This is a genomic window from Sphingomonas abaci (genome assembly GCF_014199625.1).
Classification (GTDB): domain Bacteria; phylum Pseudomonadota; class Alphaproteobacteria; order Sphingomonadales; family Sphingomonadaceae; genus Sphingomonas; species Sphingomonas abaci.
On the sequence record NZ_JACHNY010000011.1, the window covers coordinates 1 to 16,936 of the forward strand.

The following is a 16,936-nucleotide window of genomic DNA, read 5'->3' on the forward strand; positions in this document are numbered from 1 at the left end:
CCATCGGCCACATCCTCGACCTGTACTCGCCACAGGAGTGTGCCAACTACTTCGCCAAAGCCGGATACGATGCAGACTGATCGGAAAACGCTCTAAACAGTCGAGGCGGACCCACATGAACGAAAACGGCCGGCGTCGCGGGGACGCCGGCCGTTTGCCGTTCGGTTGACGTCGATCCGCCGCAGCGGACCGCCCGCGCGCTTACTTGCGCAGCGTGAGACCGCCGCCGAAACGCTTGTTGAAGCGCGCGACCTGGCCGCCCGCGTCGAGCATCTGGCCGCGACCACCGGTCCAGGCCGGATGCGCCAGCGGATCGATCTCGAGCGTCATCGTGTCGCCTTCCTTGCCCCAGGTAGAGCGGGTCTCGTACACGGTGCCGTCGGTCATCTGGACCTTGATCATGTGATAATCGGGGTGGGTATCGGCCTTCATGGTGATGCTCCTGGCATGGCTGGTTCCGACCAGCCTGAAAGAGAAGGGCGCGCCCTACACGGACGCGCCCGAAATGGCAATGATCGATCGCCTGCCGATCAGGCGGGTGAACTCCCCCGCCCGTCAGGCGGCGGGCGGATCGGCGATCATCGCGGTGAAGTTCGCCTCCGCCACCACCACGCCATCGATCTTGGCGACGCCGGCGAACTTGCAGGCGCGGGTTCGCTTCTGGACGAATGCGACCTCCAGATGCAGGAGCACGCCCGGTTCCACGGGCTTGCGGAACTTCACGCCGTCGATCGTCATGAAATAGACGAGCTTGCCCGAATTGGCGAGGCCCAGGCTCTCCACCGCCAGGACTCCGGCGGCCTGCGCCAGCGCCTCGACGATCAGCACGCCCGGCATGATCGGGCGGCCGGGATAATGGCCCTGGAAGAAGCCCTCGTTGATCGTCACCGCCTTGACCGCGCGGATCGACGTGTCGAGGACCAGTTCCTCTACACGATCGACCAACAGCATCGGATAGCGATGCGGGATCGCCGCCATGACCCGCGTGACGTCCAGCGGGCCGAGCACGGCGGCCGTCTCCGTCTCGCTCATCGGCCGGCGGGTTGCGCCGGACGCGCGGCGGGAGCGGCGGCGGGGGCAGCAGCGGCGGCACCGCCCTGCTGACCGGGCTGCCAGTTGGCGGGCGGCGTGACGCTGACGGTCGGGACCAGGCGGTCCAGCTCGGTGGTGATCGCGCTGGTCACGTCGGCGGTCGGCGCGGCGAACAGCACCGCGTCGGGACGGACCAGCATCGACACGTTGCGCGCGCGCACCACCGCCTGCACCGCGTCGGGCAGCTTCGCCGAGATCTGCTCGATCGCATAGGCCTGGGCGCGCTGCGCCGGCAGGGTGATGCGCTGGATTTCGGCCTGCGCCGCCTGCTCGCGACCCTGGATCGTCGCGGCCTGCTGCTGCAGCGACGCCTGGTTGGCATTGGGTGCGGCGCGCGCGGTGTTGAACGCGGTCACCAGCGGCTGCAGTTCCTTGCCCACCGCCTGGCGACGCGCCTCGGCCTGGTCGAGCTGCGCCTTGTAGGTCGTCTCGATCTGCGTGCGGGCGGTGGCCCAGGCCCGCGACGCGCCGATCGCCTGCTCGGGGTTGGCGACCGCCACGGTCTGCGCCTGCGCCGCCACCGGGGCCGCAACGGGAGCGACCAGCGCGGCCGCGAGAAGAAGCGTCTTGAAACGGGTCATCAGAACTGCGTCCCTACGTTGAAGGTGATAAGCTTGTTGTCGTCGCCCTTCTGCTTGATCAGCGCCTTGGCGATATCGATGCGCAAGGGGCCGAAGGGCGAAGTCCAGTTGACGCCGAAGCCGACCGTCAGGCGCGGCTTGGCGGAATTGCCGAGGAAGTCCTCGACGAACGGGGTGGACCGGTTCGCCGTGTTGACCGTCGTCCCGACGCAGGTCGAGCCGGCGACGGTCGGATCCGCATAGCCGACCGGGCAGCTGGTGATCCGCGTCGCGGCGGCGCCGTTCGCGTCGGTATAGCTGTTGGTGTAGTTGACGATCTGGCCCAGCAAGGTCGGCGAGCCATCGGCATTGACGCCCGGCTTGCCCGTCTTGGGATCGATATATTGCTCGAACTGCTGCGTCGGCAATGGCCGGGTGATGCCGAACAGGCTGCCGACCTGCGCATAGATGGACGGCCGCAGGCCGAGTTCGCGCGCGCCCGAGCCCAAGGGGATCTCCAGCTCGGCGCGCGCGAGATAGTAGGCGCGGCCGCCCAGCGCGTCGTCGAAGATGCTGTTGCGATCGGTGGTCAGCAGCTGCGTGCCCGCCACCGGATCGCCGGTCAGGCTGGTGCGGACGATGCGCGGACCGACGCCGCGGATGTCAAAGCCGCGGAAGTTGGGCTCGCCCAGGTAGAAGCGGTCGATGATCCGCACCGGATCGACACCCGGCCCGGGACTCTTCTGGAGCGCGTGGATATAGCCGCCCTCGCCCAGCGTCGAGAAGACGAAGCCCTTGCCCAGGCCCCAATATTTGGCGCCCTTGAACTGGCCACGGATATATTTGACGTCGCCGCCCAGGCCCGCGAAGTCGACGCTGAACGACAGACTGTGACCGGCGGTCGGCCGCAGGCCCGAATTCAGGCTGTTGTAGAGGAGCGACGTGCCGATCGACGAGGTCCAGCGATTGCCCAGCGCTTCGCAGAGATAGCGGCCGACCTGCGCCGGATCGCACTGCCCGTTGTTGAGCAGGCTGGCATCCAGCCCGACCTCGTCATAGGACAGGCCATAGCGGCCCGACAGCGACCAATATTCAGTCAGCGGCACGCCGGAGCGGACCTGGAAGCCGGTCGACACCTGGTTGTAGGTGGTGTTGCGGTCGCCGTTCAGATTATAGTTGAAGGCGTTGTAATCGCGCCGGAACACGTCGACGCCGACCGCGATGTTCTTGTCGAACAGATAGGGTTCGGTGAAGCCGGCCTCGACCGACTTGGAATAGGCCGAGTAATTGACGCCCAGGCGCAGTTCCTGGCCCTTGCCGCGGAAATTCTGCTGCGAGATGTTGGCCTGGATGATGAACCGCTCGAGGCTGGAATAGCCGGCCGAAAGCTGGAGCTGCCCGGTCGGCTTCTCCTCAACCGGCGCTTCGAGCAGGATGCGGTCGGGCGCGGAGCCGGGGCTGCGCTTGATCTCGAACTTGTCCTGGAAGAAGCCGAGCGAGTTGATGCGGTCCTGAGACCGCTTGATCTGGAAATCGTTGAACGCGTCGCCTTCGGCCAGCCGCATCTCGCGGCGGATCACCTTGTCCTGCGTCTGCGTGTTGCCGTTGATGTCGATCCGCTCGACATAGGTGCGCTGCGCCTGGCCGATATGGAAGTTGATCCCCATCGTCAGCGTCTCGGGATCGCGCTGGAACTCCGGCTCCACGTCGGTGAAGGCATAGCCAAACAGGCCGGCGGTCTGGCTCAGCTTGTCGACCGAATCCTCGACCATCTTGGCATTGTACCAGTCGCCCTTCTTCATCGGCAGGCCGGCCGCGAGCGCCTTGTTGTCGAAGTCGCGAATCTCGCTGTCGACGGTCACGTCGCCGAACTTGTAACGCTTGCCCTCCTCGACCACATAGGTGATGATGAAGTCCCGCTTGTCAGGCGTCAGCTCCGCCACTGCCGACGTCACGCGGAAATCGGCGTAGCCCTGGGTCAGGTAGAATTGGCGCAGCTTCTGCTGGTCGTAGTTCAGCCTGTCCTGGTCGTAGCTGGTGTTGGACGACAACAGGCGGAACCAGCGCGACTGTTTGGTCGCCATCTGGCCGCGCAGCTCGTCGTCGCTGAACTGCTCGTTGCCCAGGATGTTGATCTGACGGACCTTGGACTTCGCGCCCTCGGTGATCTCGAACACGATGTCGACGCGGTTCTGGTCCAGGCTGACCATCTTCGGCTCGACCACGGCAGCGAAGCGGCCCTGGCGACGATAGAGCTCGATGATGCGCGACACATCGGCGCGCACTGCCGTCCGCGTGAAGATCTGGCGTGGCGCGAGCTTGATCTCCTTCTGGATCTTGTCGCTCTTGATCGCCTTGTTGCCCTCCAGGATCACCCGGTTGATGATCGGATTCTCGCGAATGCGGAGCACGATATTGCCGGTTTCGACCCCCGAGATCGAGAAGTCGGCGAACAGTTCGGACGCCTGCAGATCCTTCAGCGCCTGGTCGAGCGTTTCCGCCGTATAGGGTATGCCGACGCGCAGCTTGGTATAGGACAGCACCGTTTCCGGCTCGATGCGCTGCGATCCCTCGACGCGAAGCGACTTGATCACGCCGGCAGCGTCGGGCGCGACTCCCTGCGGGGCAGCGGGCGTGCCCTGGGGGATGGAGACGCGCGGACCCTGCGCCTCGCGCGCCGCCGCGCCGCCGCGCGGCTGGGCCGGGGCACGTTGCGCCAGCACCGGCGCGCCGGCCAGCATGGTCGTCGCCAGCAGCGTCGCGCCGATCGCCGCGACCTTGGAACCGTTATTCGTCACGCACCCACCCCGAGAAAACAGAAAAGCGACCCCCAGCCGATCCGGCCCCTGCCCGAGTCCGGTCACCCGATCAAGCCGGCGAGACCACGCCACAGGCCGAACTTGCCCAGATCGTTGAAGGTCACGAGGATCATCAAGGCCAATAGCGCCGCCAGACCGCCGCGAAACGCCCATTCCTGCGCCGCCGGGCCGACCGGACGTCGCCGCACCGCCTCGATCGCATAGAAGAACAGGTGCCCGCCATCCAGCATCGGCACTGGCAGAAGGTTGATGAACCCGAGATTGATCGACACCATCGCGATCAGCCACACGAAAGCGGGCCAGCCGAGCGTCATCTGCTCGCCGGACACCTTGGCGATCTGGAGCGGGCCGCCCAGTTCGTCGACCGAGCGCCGTCCGGTGATGATCTGACCGAGCGTGTCGATGGTCGAGCGGACGATCGCCACCACCTGCGCCGCGCCCTCCACGGGCGCGCGCAGCAGCGACACCGGTTCGTAGCGCGCAGGCGGGCTGGCGATGCCGAGCCGGCCGATGCGGAACTGGTTGCCGAACCGATCGCTCTGCCGCATCTCGCCGATCGTCAGGGTCAGCGGCCGGGCCGCCTCCTCGCTGTCGCCGCGCACCACCATGGCGGTGACGGTCGCGCCGGGGCGCAGGATCGCATATTGCGCCAGATCGCCGAAATCATCCATCTGCCGGCCGTCGATCGACAGGATGCGATCGCCGGGCGCGAGGCCCGCGGCCGCGGCCGGGCTGCCCTGCACCACCGCGCCGACCACCGGCGGCGCGGTGCGCACCCCGTAGAGATAGGCGAAACCCGCCAGGATCAGGATCGCGGCCAGGAAATTGACCAGCGGCCCCGCCGCGACGACGATCGCGCGCTGCCATACCGGCTTGGCTTGGAAGGTGCGGCCACGCTCCTCGGGCGGCAGCGACAGCCACTCGGCGCTGGGCTGGCTGGCCGGGTTCATGTCGCCGGCGAATTTCACATAACCGCCGAGCGGCAGCCAGCCGAGTTTCCAGCGCGTGCCGCGCCGGTCGGTCCAGCCCGCCACCTCACGGCCGAAGCCGATCGAGAACGCGTCCGCCTTGATCCCGAACCAGCGGCCGGCGAGATAATGGCCCATTTCGTGGATGAACACGAGCGGGCCGATCACCGCCACGAAGGCGATCAACGTCAGGGGGATACCAGGGGCATCGATCAAGCTGCAGCATCCTTCAGGCCTGCCGTCGCCTGCCTTCTCGCCTCGGCATCGATCGCGAGCACCGCGTCGAGCGTCGCCGGCGCGGGCGGGTCGTAGCGTTCCAGCGTATCCGATACGATTGCGGCAATTTCGAGGAAGCCGATCCGCCCGGCCAGGAACGCCGCCACCGCGACCTCGTTCGCCGCGTTCAGGATCGCCGGCCGCGCGCCGCCCGCATCCAGCGCCGCGCGCGCCAGGGCCAGCGCCGGGAAGCGGATCGGATCGGGCGCCTCGAATTCCAGGCGGCCGATCGCGATGAGGTCGAGCGGCGCCATCGGCGTCGCCATCCGCCGGGGCCAGGCCAGGCAATGCGCGATCGGGACGCGCATGTCGGACGGGCCGAGCTGCGCCAATGTCGACCCGTCGCGATATTCGACCAGGCTGTGGATCACCGACTGGGGATGGACGACGATCTCGATCCGGTCGGGGTCGATCGGGAACAGGCGCGCCGCCTCGATCAGCTCCAGCCCCTTGTTCATCATCGTCGCGCTGTCGACGGAGATTTTCGCGCCCATCGACCAATTGGGGTGCGCCACCGCCTGCGCCGGCGTCACCCTGCGCATCGCGTCGAGCGTCGCGGTGCGGAACGGTCCGCCGCTCGCGGTCAGGATGATGCGGCGGACATCGGCCATGTCCTGCCCAGCCAGGCACTGGAAAATCGCGTTATGCTCGCTGTCGCAGGGCAGCAGCGTCGCACCATGCGTCTCGGCATGGGCCAGGATCACCTCGCCCGCCGACACCAGCGGCTCCTTGTTGGCGAGCACCACCGTCGTGCCTTGCGCGACCGAGGCCATCACCGGCTCCAGCCCCGCACAGCCGACGATCGCGGCCATGGTCCAATCGACCGGCCGCGCCGCCGCTTCGATCACCGCCGCGCGGCCGCCCGCCACCGCAATATCAGACCCGGCCAGAGCGTCACGCAGGGCGGGCAGGCAGGACTCGTCCGCGACCACCGCCACTTCGGCACGGGTGCGCTTGGCGGCGGCGGCAAGCTTGGCCACATCGCGATTGGCGGTGAGCGCGCGGACCCGGAATCGGTCGGGCTCGCGCTCGACGAGGTCGAGCGTCGAAGTCCCGATCGAGCCGGTCGCACCCAGGATGGAGACGGTCTTCATGACAGGAGCTGCGGCAGGATCACGAGCAGCGCGGCGACGGGCGCGGTCGGCACCACGCCGTCCAGCCGGTCCATCACCCCGCCATGGCCGGGCAGGATATGGCCCGAATCCTTGACGCCGGCCCGCCGCTTGAGCGCGCTTTCATACAGGTCGCCCAGTTGTGCCAGCACCGCCAGCACCGGCGTCGCCGCGACCAGCCGCCACGGCAGGTCATAGGCACCGTGCATGGCGGCGGCGAACAGGGTCGCCAGCGCGACGCCGCCAACCAGACCAGACCACGTCTTCGCCGGGCTGATCCGGGGCGCCAGCTTGGGGCCGCCGATCGTCCGCCCGGCGAAGAAGGCGCCGATATCGCTTGCCCAGACCAGCGCCATCGCCCAGAGCGCATAGACCAGCCCGTCCTCCTGCCGCCGCAGCGCGACCAGCGCCAGCACCGGCAATCCGCAATAGAGGATGCCGAGCGCCAGCCGCCGCTTGTTGGTGACGATCACTAGGAAGAAAGCCGCGCCGAACAGCAAGCCGAGCGAGAAGAAGTCGTGCACCTCCAGCACCAGCGAAGCCGGGGCCATCACCGCCAGCGGTACACTGAGCGCAAATTGCCCCATCCGCTTGGCGCGGGCATCGACGCCGCTCAGGTCCGCCCATTCCGCCATCATGAACAACGCTACCACTACGGTCAGCAACCAGAAGGCGACTCCGCCCAGCACCAGCGCAAGCATCGCCGCCGCGATCATCGCGACGCTGGCGATCATGCGCAGCCGCAGGTTGGAGGGGGTCCGCAGCTTCGAGTCGGGCGTGTCGGGCAGCAGGCCGGGCGGCAGATCGGGGATCGGGGTCACAAGCCTCCAAAGCGGCGTTGGCGTCGGCCGAACACCGCTACCGCCTCCGCCAGCGCCTCGCCATCGAAATCCGGCCAGAGCGTATCGACGAACAGGAGTTCCGCATAAGCCGCTTGCCACAATAGGAAATTGGACAGGCGCTGCTCGCCGGAGGTCCGGATGATCAGGTCGAGCGGCGGCAGGTCCACCGTCTCCAGCTCGGCCGCGATCGCCGCCTCGTCGATCTGCTCAGGCTGTAGTTTCGCCGCCGCGCGCCGGGCCGCCGCCGCCAATTCGGCCTGCGCCCCGTAGTTCAGCGCGATCGCCAGCAACGGACCGGTATTGCCCGCCGTGCGCGCGATCGCGTCGTCGACCAGCTTGACCAGATCGGGCGTAAAGGCGCGATAGTCCCCGATCACGCGCAACCGGACGTTCTCACGCGCGAGCTCGGCCAGGTCGGACCGGATGAAGAGGCGCAGCAGCCCCATCAGGTCGCCCACCTCCTGGGCCGGCCGCCGCCAGTTCTCGGAGGAGAAGGCGTAGAGCGTCAGCGCCTCGATCCCCATCGTGCGGGCGGCGCGCGTGACGCGGCGCACCGCCTCCACGCCCGCCTTGTGCCCGGCCAGACGTGGCAGGTGGCGCTGCTTGGCCCAGCGGCCATTGCCGTCCATGATGATGGCGACATGGCGCGGCACCGCCCCGCCCTGCGGCACGACGGCGAACGCGGGCGCGGAGCTCATGCTGCCGCCCCCGCCGCGACCGGGCCGCGGCCGGGACGACGCCCGTAGAGACGCGCTGCCGCGATCACTTGCCCAGGATTTCCTTTTCCTTCGACGAGGACACCGAATCGATGTCCGCGATCGTCGCGTCGGTGATCTTCTGCAGCTCGGTTTCGTGGCGCTTGCGCTCGTCCTCGCCAAAGACGTTCTTCTTCTCGTCGGCCTTCAGGCTGTCCATGCCGTCGCGGCGCACGTTGCGCGCGGCGATCCGGGCCTTCTCCGCATATTGGCTGGCCAGCTTGGCCAGTTCCTTGCGGCGCTCCTCGGTCAGGTCGGGGATCGGCAGACGCAGCGTCTGGCCGTCGTTGATCGGGTTGAGGCCCAGGCCCGCCGAGCGGATCGCCTTTTCGACCGGGCCGACATTCGACTTGTCCCAGACCTGCACCGACAGCATCCGCGGCTCGGGCGCGGAAACGGTGGCGACCTGGCAGAGCGGCATATGGCTGCCATAGACCTCGACCGTCACCGGATCGAGCAGGGTGGTCGAGGCGCGGCCGGTGCGCAGGCCGCCCAGATCGTGGCGCAGCGATTCGACCGCGCCGGTCATGCGGCGCTGGATATCGGCCTTGTCATAGGCAGCCATCACTTGTTCTCCTGGGTCTGTACGGTCGTCGAAATGCCATTCCCCGACAGCACGGCAGCGAAATTGCCATGTTCGCGGATGTTGAAGACGACGATGGGGATGTTGTTATCGCGGCACAACGCCACGGCGGACGCGTCCATGACCTTCAGGTCGTCGGACAGCACCCGGTTGAAGCTGACGGTGTCGTAGCGGGTCGCGCCCGGCACCTTCTTGGGATCGGCGTCGTAGACGCCGTCGACGCTGGTGCCCTTGAACAGCGCGTCGCACTTCATCTCGGCGGCGCGCAGCGCCGCGCCCGAATCGGTGGTGAAGAAGGGCGAACCGACGCCGGCGGCGAAGATCACCACGCGTCCCTTTTCCAGGTGGCGCTCGGCCCGGCGGCGGATGAACGGCTCGCAGACGCTGGCCATCGGGATGGCCGACTGGACGCGCGTGTCGACGCCGATCTGCTCCAGCGCGTTCTGCACGGCGAGCGCGTTCATCACGGTCGCGAGCATGCCCATATAGTCGGCGGTCGCCCGCTCGATACCCTTGGCGGCGGCGGACAGGCCACGAAAGATATTGCCGCCGCCGACGACGACGCACAGTTCATAGCCCTGGGCGCGGACGTCGGCGATCTCCTGGGCGACGCGGGCGGTGATAACGGGATCGATGGCCAGGCCACCTTCGCCCATCAGGACCTCGCCCGAGAGTTTCAGCAGGATTCGTTTGTAGCGCGGTGCGGTCATGCGGCTCGATTTGTCGGGGGTGGAAGCGGCGCGGACCTTAGGCGCGCGCCGCTGGCGGGGCAACCGCTTCGCGATGGTCAGGTGCGGGAGATGGCGTGGAGGATCGGTGCAGAAGATGGACCTCCTCTCTCCTCCTGTTCCCGGGCGAAGGCCGGGACCCGGTTGGGGGACGATGGTGATGCAGGGCATCGCTCCGTATCAATCACCTTTCCAACTAGGCCCCGGCCTTCGCCGGGGAACAAGAAGGAAAAGAAAATCCGCTCCCCTTGTTCGAGCCTCCGCATCTCCGCCTGAGGCACGCCTCAAAAGAGAAAAGGGCGGAGGCGGCCGCCAAGCCACCCCCGCCCTTGAACCCTCGGCTCCACCCGTGAAGGGCGGAGCGAAAGCGTTACGCCGCCGGCTTGGCCTGCGGCACGCCGGAAGCCGCCGCGACCTCGGCGGCGAAGTCGGAGGCTTCCTTCTCGATGCCCTCGCCGAGCTGGAAACGGACATAGTCCTTCAGCACGATGGTGGCGCCGGCATCCTTGCCCGCCTTGGCGACGACGTCGCTGATCTTGGTCTTGCCGTCCATCACGAACAGCTGGCTGACCAGCGCATGCTCCTTGCGGTACTTGGCGATGCCGCCCTCGACCATCTTGGCGATGATGTCGGCAGGCTTGCCCGACTCGGCGGCCTTCTCGGTCGCGATCGCGCGCTCGCGCTCGATCTCGGCCTCGTCCAGGTCCGCCTCGTTCAGCGCCTTGGGGAACGCGGCGGCGATGTGCATCGCCAGCTGCTTGCCGAGCGACTGCAGCACCTCGTCCGACGCCTCGGACTCGAGCGCGACGAGCACGCCGATCTTGCCCATGCCGGGCGCCTGCGCGTTGTGGACATAGGACACGACCGCGCCCTTGCTCACTTCCAGACGCTTCGAGCGGCGCAGCGACTGGTTCTCGCCGATCGTCGCGACGTTGTTCGTCAGCGTCTCCTCGACGGTCTTGCCCGACGGCATCGCTTGGCCCTTCAGCGCCTCGATATCGTCGCCGCTGGCGAGCGCGATCTCGGTCACTTCGCGGACGAACTGCTGGAATTGGTCGTTCTTGGCGACGAAGTCCGTCTCCGAGTTCACCTCGACCGCGGCGCCACGGGTGCCCGAGGTCGCGACGCCGACCAGGCCCTCGGCCGCGGTGCGGCTCGACTTCTTGGCGGCGGCCGCCAGGCCCTTGGTGCGCAGCCAGTCCATCGCCGCGTCCATGTCGCCGGCGGTCTCGTTCAGCGCCTTCTTGCAGTCCATCATGCCCGCGCCGCTCTTCTCGCGCAGATCCTTGACCATCGCTGCCGTGATATCGGCCATGTTACTGATCCTCTTGTCCGAATGTGAGTGCGGGCGGGGCGGAGCGTTCCGCCCTGCCCCGCCCGCTAGAAGCCGTCTGTGACGATTATGCGTCGATCTGGCGCTCGGCCTCGACCGCCTGGTCCGCATTGGCGTCGCCGACGATCGGGTCGGTGCTCAGCGCCGCTTCCGACGGCGGCTCAGCCATCGCGCCCATGTCGACGCCGCGGCGCTGCTGCTGCTCCTGGCCGCCACGGGTCGCGGCGATCGCGATCGCCTCGCAGTACAGGCGGATGGCGCGGCTGGCGTCGTCGTTCGCCGGCACCGGGAAGGCGATGCCGTCCGGCGACACGTTCGAATCGAGGATCGCGACGACCGGGATGCCCAGCGTGTTGGCTTCCTTGATCGCCAGCTCTTCCTTGTTGGCGTCGATCACGAACATCACGTCCGGGATGCCGCCCATGTCGCGGATGCCGCCCAGCGACAGTTCGAGCTTGTCACGCTCGCGGGTGAGCTGCAGCACTTCCTTCTTGGTGAGGCCGGCAGTGTTACCCGACAGCTGCTCTTCCAGCGCCTTCATGCGCTTGATCGAGTTGGAGATCGTCTTCCAGTTGGTGAGCATGCCGCCCAGCCAGCGGTGGTTGACGAAATGCTGGCCGGCGCGACGCGCGGCATCGGCGACGGGCTCCTGGGCCTGGCGCTTGGTGCCGACGAACAGCACCTTGCCGCCCTGCGCCACGGTCTGCGACACGAATTCCAGCGCGCGCGCGAAGAGCGGCACGGTCTGCGACAGATCGAGGATGTGGACGCCGTTGCGGTCGCCGAAGATGTAGGGCTTCATCTTCGGATTCCAGCGGTGGGTCTGGTGGCCGAAGTGCGCGCCGGTCTCGATGAGCTGCTGCATGGTGACGACAGGAGCCGCCATAGTGATTTCCTTCCGGTTGTTCCTCTGGGAAGCGGATGACGCGGCGGCTCGAAGCCAGGCGCACCGGTGTGTGATGCTTCCCATGCGGGGTTGAGGCGGGCCGCTTAGTCGAACATCGCCCGAAACGCAACCGCCTCGGTCCTCACCGGTCCGGCAGCCCGATGATCCGGCTTTGTTCCAGGTGCTTGACACATGGAACGAAGATGGAACATAACCGCTTCATCAGGGGAACGGGATTCGCCACGCCGCACCAGCGGCCCGGTTTATCGGATCGCGACAACCTAGGTGTACACGCACCCAGGAACCCCCACTCTGGTTTGTAGGTTAGCATCCGTCGACGGTCGACTGATGCGATACGGGAGGCGGACATGGTGGCAATAATGAGCATGTTGGTGTTCGCGGGCGCATTGGCCCTGTCCGTGTCGGTGATCGCAATGGCGATCGGCCCGCAGTGGCGGCGAATCGTCCGTCTGGCGATGGGACATGGCGAGAGCACCTATGCGCCGCTGCACCAACTGGCGCTGGCGGAGCGACGCATCGCTGTCAGACGCTGGGCGTCGGCCCCGGCTCCCGCGGCCCTGCGCCGGCTGCACGAAGCCGCTTGACTCGTTCATAGCTGACGATGCTGAACGGGATGAGCAGCAGGTAAAGCGACGCGACCAGGCTGAGCGTCGGCCAGGGCAAGGTGATGAGGGCTGCTCCCAGCAGCACCACCAGCGCCAACGCCTCGAACCGGATATTCCGGCGTAGCCGCAGCGACTTCCACGAAAAGGTGGCGATGCTCGACACCATCAGCAGGGCGATGAAGATCGCCCAGGGCGCGACGAAATAGGGCGACGACAGGAATGGCGCGTCGACCCACAGGGACAGCATCAGCGGCAGCAGCGCCAACCCCGCCCCGGCCGGCGCGGGCACGCCGGTCAGGAATCCGGCGGATTTGTGCGGCTGTTCCTTCTCGTCGATCAGCGCGTTGAACCGAGCGAGCCGCAATGCGCAGAAGACCGCCAGCACCAGCGCCGCCATCCAGCCGAAGCGCGGGAAGGCGGACAACGACCAGAGATAGAGGATCAGCGCCGGCGCCACGCCGAAGCTGATCGCGTCGGACAGCGAGTCCAATTCCGCGCCAAACCGACTCTCACCGTGTAGCAACCGCGCGATGCGACCGTCGATGCCGTCGAGCACGCCCGCGACCATGATCATCGCCACGGCGCGTTCGAAATCATGGCCGATCGCGAACCGCACGCCCGACAGGCCCGAGCACAGCGCCAGCGCGGTGACAGCGTTGGGCGCGACCGCACGGAGCGGAATGCCACCACGTGGGCGACGGAAACCGCCACTGCGGCGCGACGGCATCGGCTGGTCGCCGGGATCATAGGACGGGTCGGTCACCGGCGGCGGCTCATTGCGCAATGCCCTGCACGGCAACGCCGCCAACGCGGCCGATGATCGTCTCGCCCGCGACCGACCGCTGACCCAGCGCGACCTGCGGAGCGCAATCATCGGGCAGGAACACGTCGACGCGGCTGCCGAAGCGGATCAGGCCGATCCGCTGCCCCGCCGCGACCATGTCGCCGGGCTTGGCGAAGGCGACGATGCGGCGCGCCACCAGCCCGGCGATCTGGGTGAAGCCGATCCGGCGGCCATCGCGCCCTTCCACGACGAAATGCTGGCGCTCGTTCTCGTCCGACGCCTTGTCGAGGTCGGCGTTGAAGAATTTGCCGGAGATATAAACGACCTGGCGGATCGTGCCGGCGATCGGGGTGCGGTTGATGTGCACGTCGAACACCGACATGAAGATCGACACGCGCACCATCGGCGCATCTCCCAGCTCCGCGACCAGTTCGCGCGGGACGGGCACGCGCTGGATCATCGTCACCAGCCCGTCGGCCGGCGCGACGATCAGCCCCTCGCCTTGGGGCGTAGTGCGGATCGGATCGCGGAAGAAGGTGGCGACCCAGGCGGTGACGCCCAGCATCGGCCAGAACAGCACCTTGCTGATGATCGTCAACAGCAGGGTGATGCCGAGCGCGATGGCGGTGTATTTCCGCCCTTCGGGATGGACGGCCGGGAAGCGCCACTTGACGGTGGTCGTCACGACCGGCGGTTTTTCGAGGGATGGCATCGGCTTCTCCTACCGCTGTGGCATCCATGTGACAATCACGAACGCCCCGCCCGGCGCACTGGAGGCGCGGCGCGGTCGGTCGGACGGGCATTGCGGTCGCCCGGCACACATCCTAGACGCCTGCCCATCCACTTTCCCAAGGAAGCGATAATGGCCAAAATCAAGGTGAACACGCCGATCGTGGAGATCGACGGCGACGAGATGACCCGGATCATCTGGGAATGGATCCGCGAGCGGCTGATCAAGCCCTATCTCGACATCGAGCTGGCCTATTACGACCTGAGCGTCGATAACCGCGACGCCACCAACGACCAGGTGACGATCGACGCGGCCGAAGCGACCAAGAAGTACGGCGTCGCCGTCAAGTGCGCGACGATCACCCCCGACGAGGCCCGCGTCGAGGAGTTCGGCCTGAAGAAGATGTGGAAGTCGCCGAATGGCACGATCCGCAACATCCTGGGCGGCGTGGTGTTCCGCGAGCCGATCGTGATCAAGAACGTGCCCCGCCTGATCCCGGGCTGGACCCACCCAATCGTCGTCGGCCGCCACGCCTTCGGCGACCAGTACAAGGCCACCGACTTCAAGGTGCCCGGCAAGGGCAAGCTGACCATGAAGTGGACGGGCGAGGACGGCCAGGAGATCGAGCATGAGGTGTTCGACTTCCCCTCGTCGGGCGTCGCGATGGGCATGTACAATCTTGACGAGTCGATCCGCGACTTCGCGCGCGCCTCGATGCACTATGGCCTGAACCTGAAGTGGCCGGTGTACCTGTCGACCAAGAACACGATCCTGAAGGCCTATGACGGCCGCTTCAAGGACCTGTTCGCGGAGGTGTTCGAGACCGAGTTCAAGGACAAGTTCCAGGAAGCCGGCATCGTCTACGAGCATCGCCTGATTGACGACATGGTCGCCTCGGCGCTCAAGTGGAATGGCGAATTCGTCTGGGCCTGCAAGAACTATGACGGCGACGTGCAGTCGGACCAGGTGGCGCAAGGGTTCGGCTCGCTTGGCCTGATGACCTCGGTGCTGCTGACCCCGGACGGCAAGACCGTGGAAGCCGAAGCGGCGCACGGCACCGTCACCCGCCACTACCGCCAGCACCAGCAGGGCAAGGCGACCTCGACCAACCCGATCGCGTCGATCTTCGCCTGGACCGGCGGCCTCAAGTATCGCGGCAAGTTCGACAACACCCCCGAGGTGACCCAGTTCGCCGAGACGCTGGAGCGCGTCTGCATCGAGACGGTCGAGAACGGTCACATGACCAAGGATCTCGCGATCCTGATCGGCCCGGACCAGCCATGGATGACGACCGAGCAGTTCTTCGAGCAGGTTCGCGTCAATCTCGAAGCGAAGATGGCGAACGCCTGACCGATGCCTGGCCGGCGCTTCGGATGAAGCGCCGGCCAGTCCCGCCTGTGCCACCGTGGCGCATGACGGCCGCAAATCGGCATAGCTTGCATCATTATCCCAGGTTTATACCTCCATTTGCTCGAACGGTCGTCCTGACCGGCAGACATGGGGGATATGTATGCAAACGATCTTTCTGGCGCTTGCCGCAGCCGCCGCGATCGCGGCCGCGCCGGCGGGAGCCGCCACCATCACCGATGGCACGGTCAGCTCCGCCTTTCTGTTCGCTCCGACGATCGCGCTGAGCGATGCGGAATCGGCCTTCTCCGTAGCGAAGGGCAGCACGTTCCAGGTCGTGTCCACCGGCGCCTTCGCGGCGGCGGCCGGGCTGACCGGGACGATGGACGGCGCGGTCCGGTTCAGCAAGACGGTCGGCACCGCGATCGACCAGACGCTGACCAACCTGTTCCAGTTCGGCGACGGGCATGGCGGTCAGTTCGATTTCTCGGCCTTTCGGGCGATCACCACGGCGTTCGCTGATCGCAGCGACGTCTCGACCAGCGGCTCGCTGGTCCTGTACGGGTTCACCAGCAATCCGCTGCGCGCCCAGGACGCCACCGCGTCGACGCTGACCATCACCTTCAACGCAACCGGCAACTCCGCCTTTTCGGGCAGCGCGACGCTGGCCACGACATCGGCCGCGCCTGCGCCGACGATCGCGGCGGTGCCCGAACCTACGACATGGGCGATGATGCTGGTCGGCCTGGGGATGGTGGCGGGCGCAGCGCGCTATCGCCGCCGCAGCCTCACCGCCCGCCTCGCCTGAGCGACGCGCGGCCGGGCCAAGCTTGATGCCGACGGGGCCGGTGGAGCGATCCGCCGGCCTGTTCGCCATGTCGCGGGCGTGCGGCACGCCCCCGTTGCGCCCATGACAGACCGGCACACGGCATAGCAGCACCGGTGCGATGCGTAGTGGTGGGAGACCGCGGGACTGCGTGGGAGGTCACGCCCCGCTGCTTATCCCCGCCAGGGCGGTCGTGGTTGTCAGCGCGTGGCGGGGCGTCGCCCGTGGCAGCGACTTCGGGACGGATATGGTGGAGCCGAGGGGGATCGAACCCCTGACCTTCGCAATGCCATTGCGACGCTCTCCCAGCTGAGCTACGGCCCCATTCCGTTCGGGAGGCAGCCCCTTAACCGGGCGTCCCGAGGATGGCAAGTAGAAGAACGCTGGCCGCCGCTGAATTTCAGCCGGCACCCTCGCCCCCGCACGCCGCCGCGCCTCTGTCGTGGAATCCCGACGATCCACCGGCCGCACCGCCAGACGCGCGAAAACGGCGCAAAAGACTGCTGCCTCTGCACCGGACCGAAGTAGATGGGATTTAGGGTCAGACCAGCGCACGCGGCGGTCGGGACGGATATGGTGGAGCCGAGGGGGATCGAACCCCTGACCTTCGCAATGCCATTGCGACGCTCTCCCAGCTGAGCTACGGCCCCATTCCGTCCGGGAGGCAGC

At 67.1% G+C, this 16,936-nt stretch carries 17 protein-coding genes and 2 tRNA genes; 3 read left to right on the forward strand and 16 right to left on the reverse strand.

The annotated features are described in order from the left end of the window. Positions 1 to 201 precede the first annotated feature (201 nt). From rpmE to rpsB, 12 genes are all read right to left on the reverse strand, one after another. Positions 202 to 432 carry a 50S ribosomal protein L31 gene (gene rpmE / locus GGQ96_RS17990; RefSeq protein WP_125993141.1) on the reverse strand — a complete coding sequence of 77 codons (231 nt, stop codon included), beginning with the start codon at positions 430 to 432 and terminating at the stop codon, positions 202 to 204. A 123-nt stretch (positions 433 to 555) separates the two neighbouring features. Then, positions 556 to 1,032 carry a 3-hydroxyacyl-ACP dehydratase FabZ gene (fabZ, locus tag GGQ96_RS17995; protein WP_184116773.1) on the reverse strand — a complete coding sequence of 159 codons (477 nt, stop codon included), beginning with the start codon at positions 1,030 to 1,032 and terminating at the stop codon, positions 556 to 558. After that, entirely contained in the window at positions 1,029 to 1,673 is a 645-nt protein-coding gene (locus GGQ96_RS18000) for an OmpH family outer membrane protein (protein ID WP_184116774.1), read from the reverse strand. The genes fabZ and GGQ96_RS18000 overlap by 4 nt, the downstream gene beginning before the upstream one ends. Next, a complete protein-coding gene (gene bamA / locus GGQ96_RS18005; RefSeq protein ID WP_184116835.1) occupies positions 1,673 to 4,393 on the reverse strand; it encodes an outer membrane protein assembly factor BamA in 2,721 nt (906 codons plus the stop codon). The genes GGQ96_RS18000 and bamA overlap by 1 nt, the downstream gene beginning before the upstream one ends. Before the next feature lie 119 nt (positions 4,394 to 4,512). Next, on the reverse strand, positions 4,513 to 5,655 hold the full coding sequence (locus tag GGQ96_RS18010) for a M50 family metallopeptidase (RefSeq protein WP_184116775.1): 1,143 nt from the start codon (positions 5,653 to 5,655) through the stop codon (positions 4,513 to 4,515). Beyond that, complete coding sequence (locus tag GGQ96_RS18015) at positions 5,652 to 6,809, reverse strand: 1-deoxy-D-xylulose-5-phosphate reductoisomerase (RefSeq protein WP_184116776.1); 1,158 nt, start codon at positions 6,807 to 6,809, stop codon at positions 5,652 to 5,654. Before GGQ96_RS18015 ends, GGQ96_RS18010 begins: the two co-directional genes overlap by 4 nt. Further along, on the reverse strand, positions 6,806 to 7,561 hold the full coding sequence (locus tag GGQ96_RS18020; RefSeq protein WP_184116836.1) for a phosphatidate cytidylyltransferase: 756 nt from the start codon (positions 7,559 to 7,561) through the stop codon (positions 6,806 to 6,808). Before GGQ96_RS18020 ends, GGQ96_RS18015 begins: the two co-directional genes overlap by 4 nt. 83 nt (positions 7,562 to 7,644) lie before the next feature. Then, complete coding sequence (locus tag GGQ96_RS18025; RefSeq protein ID WP_184116777.1) at positions 7,645 to 8,367, reverse strand: isoprenyl transferase; 723 nt, start codon at positions 8,365 to 8,367, stop codon at positions 7,645 to 7,647. Positions 8,368 to 8,431: 64 nt separating this feature from the next. Next, positions 8,432 to 8,989: a ribosome recycling factor gene (gene frr, locus GGQ96_RS18030; protein WP_184116778.1), complete on the reverse strand. Its 558-nt coding sequence runs from the start codon at positions 8,987 to 8,989 to the stop codon at positions 8,432 to 8,434. After that, complete coding sequence (gene pyrH / locus GGQ96_RS18035; RefSeq protein ID WP_184116779.1) at positions 8,989 to 9,717, reverse strand: UMP kinase; 729 nt, start codon at positions 9,715 to 9,717, stop codon at positions 8,989 to 8,991. Before pyrH ends, frr begins: the two co-directional genes overlap by 1 nt. A 388-nt stretch (positions 9,718 to 10,105) precedes the next feature. Further along, positions 10,106 to 11,050, reverse strand: a complete 945-nt coding sequence (tsf, locus tag GGQ96_RS18040; protein ID WP_184116780.1) for a translation elongation factor Ts — start codon at positions 11,048 to 11,050, stop codon at positions 10,106 to 10,108. Between the two features lie 85 nt (positions 11,051 to 11,135). Beyond that, positions 11,136 to 11,954, reverse strand: coding sequence for a 30S ribosomal protein S2 (gene rpsB, locus GGQ96_RS18045; RefSeq protein WP_125993150.1), 819 nt, complete (start codon positions 11,952 to 11,954; stop codon positions 11,136 to 11,138). A gap of 380 nt (positions 11,955 to 12,334) precedes the next feature. Between rpsB and GGQ96_RS18050 the strand changes: the two genes are divergently transcribed. Then, positions 12,335 to 12,559, forward strand: a complete 225-nt coding sequence (locus GGQ96_RS18050) for a hypothetical protein (RefSeq protein ID WP_246360709.1) — start codon at positions 12,335 to 12,337, stop codon at positions 12,557 to 12,559. On the opposite strand, the gene pssA is transcribed toward GGQ96_RS18050, so the two are convergent. Both pssA and GGQ96_RS18060 read right to left on the reverse strand, forming a co-directional pair. Continuing rightward, entirely contained in the window at positions 12,498 to 13,307 is an 810-nt protein-coding gene (gene pssA, locus GGQ96_RS18055) for a CDP-diacylglycerol--serine O-phosphatidyltransferase (RefSeq protein WP_184116837.1), read from the reverse strand. The genes GGQ96_RS18050 and pssA overlap by 62 nt on opposite strands. Before the next feature lie 46 nt (positions 13,308 to 13,353). Continuing rightward, positions 13,354 to 14,076 carry a phosphatidylserine decarboxylase gene (locus GGQ96_RS18060; RefSeq protein ID WP_184116781.1) on the reverse strand — a complete coding sequence of 241 codons (723 nt, stop codon included), beginning with the start codon at positions 14,074 to 14,076 and terminating at the stop codon, positions 13,354 to 13,356. Positions 14,077 to 14,226: 150 nt separating this feature from the next. On the opposite strand from GGQ96_RS18060, the gene GGQ96_RS18065 reads away from it, so the two are divergent. Together GGQ96_RS18065 and GGQ96_RS18070 are read left to right on the forward strand one after the other, a co-directional pair. Then, a complete protein-coding gene (locus GGQ96_RS18065) occupies positions 14,227 to 15,444 on the forward strand; it encodes an NADP-dependent isocitrate dehydrogenase (RefSeq protein WP_184116782.1) in 1,218 nt (405 codons plus the stop codon). 160 nt (positions 15,445 to 15,604) lie between these two features. Next, positions 15,605 to 16,249 carry a PEPxxWA-CTERM sorting domain-containing protein gene (locus GGQ96_RS18070; RefSeq protein ID WP_184116783.1) on the forward strand — a complete coding sequence of 215 codons (645 nt, stop codon included), beginning with the start codon at positions 15,605 to 15,607 and terminating at the stop codon, positions 16,247 to 16,249. A gap of 266 nt (positions 16,250 to 16,515) precedes the next feature. On the opposite strand, the gene GGQ96_RS18075 is transcribed toward GGQ96_RS18070, so the two are convergent. Continuing rightward, positions 16,516 to 16,591, reverse strand: a tRNA-Ala gene (locus GGQ96_RS18075). A 250-nt stretch (positions 16,592 to 16,841) separates the two neighbouring features. Next, a tRNA-Ala gene (locus GGQ96_RS18080) sits at positions 16,842 to 16,917 on the reverse strand. Between the last annotated feature and the right edge of the window lie 19 nt (positions 16,918 to 16,936).

What these genes read in the sequence shown, in the direction of transcription:
- rpmE (WP_125993141.1), bottom strand. Translation starts at nt 432, where the DNA reads ATGAAGGCCGATACCCACCCCGATTATCACATGATCAAGGTCCAGATG.
- fabZ (WP_184116773.1), bottom strand. Translation starts at nt 1,032, where the DNA reads ATGAGCGAGACGGAGACGGCCGCCGTGCTCGGCCCGCTGGACGTCACG.
- GGQ96_RS18000 (WP_184116774.1), bottom strand. Translation starts at nt 1,673, where the DNA reads ATGACCCGTTTCAAGACGCTTCTTCTCGCGGCCGCGCTGGTCGCTCCC.
- bamA (WP_184116835.1), bottom strand. Translation starts at nt 4,393, where the DNA reads ATGCTGGCCGGCGCGCCGGTGCTGGCGCAACGTGCCCCGGCCCAGCCG.
- GGQ96_RS18015 (WP_184116776.1), bottom strand. Translation starts at nt 6,809, where the DNA reads ATGAAGACCGTCTCCATCCTGGGTGCGACCGGCTCGATCGGGACTTCG.
- GGQ96_RS18020 (WP_184116836.1), bottom strand. Translation starts at nt 7,561, where the DNA reads ATGATCGCCAGCGTCGCGATGATCGCGGCGGCGATGCTTGCGCTGGTG.
- GGQ96_RS18025 (WP_184116777.1), bottom strand. Translation starts at nt 8,367, where the DNA reads ATGAGCTCCGCGCCCGCGTTCGCCGTCGTGCCGCAGGGCGGGGCGGTG.
- frr (WP_184116778.1), bottom strand. Translation starts at nt 8,989, where the DNA reads ATGGCTGCCTATGACAAGGCCGATATCCAGCGCCGCATGACCGGCGCG.
- pyrH (WP_184116779.1), bottom strand. Translation starts at nt 9,717, where the DNA reads ATGACCGCACCGCGCTACAAACGAATCCTGCTGAAACTCTCGGGCGAG.
- tsf (WP_184116780.1), bottom strand. Translation starts at nt 11,050, where the DNA reads ATGGCCGATATCACGGCAGCGATGGTCAAGGATCTGCGCGAGAAGAGC.
- rpsB (WP_125993150.1), bottom strand. Translation starts at nt 11,954, where the DNA reads ATGGCGGCTCCTGTCGTCACCATGCAGCAGCTCATCGAGACCGGCGCG.
- GGQ96_RS18050 (WP_246360709.1), top strand. Translation starts at nt 12,335, where the DNA reads ATGAGCATGTTGGTGTTCGCGGGCGCATTGGCCCTGTCCGTGTCGGTG.
- pssA (WP_184116837.1), bottom strand. Translation starts at nt 13,307, where the DNA reads ATGCCGTCGCGCCGCAGTGGCGGTTTCCGTCGCCCACGTGGTGGCATT.
- GGQ96_RS18060 (WP_184116781.1), bottom strand. Translation starts at nt 14,076, where the DNA reads ATGCCATCCCTCGAAAAACCGCCGGTCGTGACGACCACCGTCAAGTGG.
- GGQ96_RS18065 (WP_184116782.1), top strand. Translation starts at nt 14,227, where the DNA reads ATGGCCAAAATCAAGGTGAACACGCCGATCGTGGAGATCGACGGCGAC.
- GGQ96_RS18070 (WP_184116783.1), top strand. Translation starts at nt 15,605, where the DNA reads ATGCAAACGATCTTTCTGGCGCTTGCCGCAGCCGCCGCGATCGCGGCC.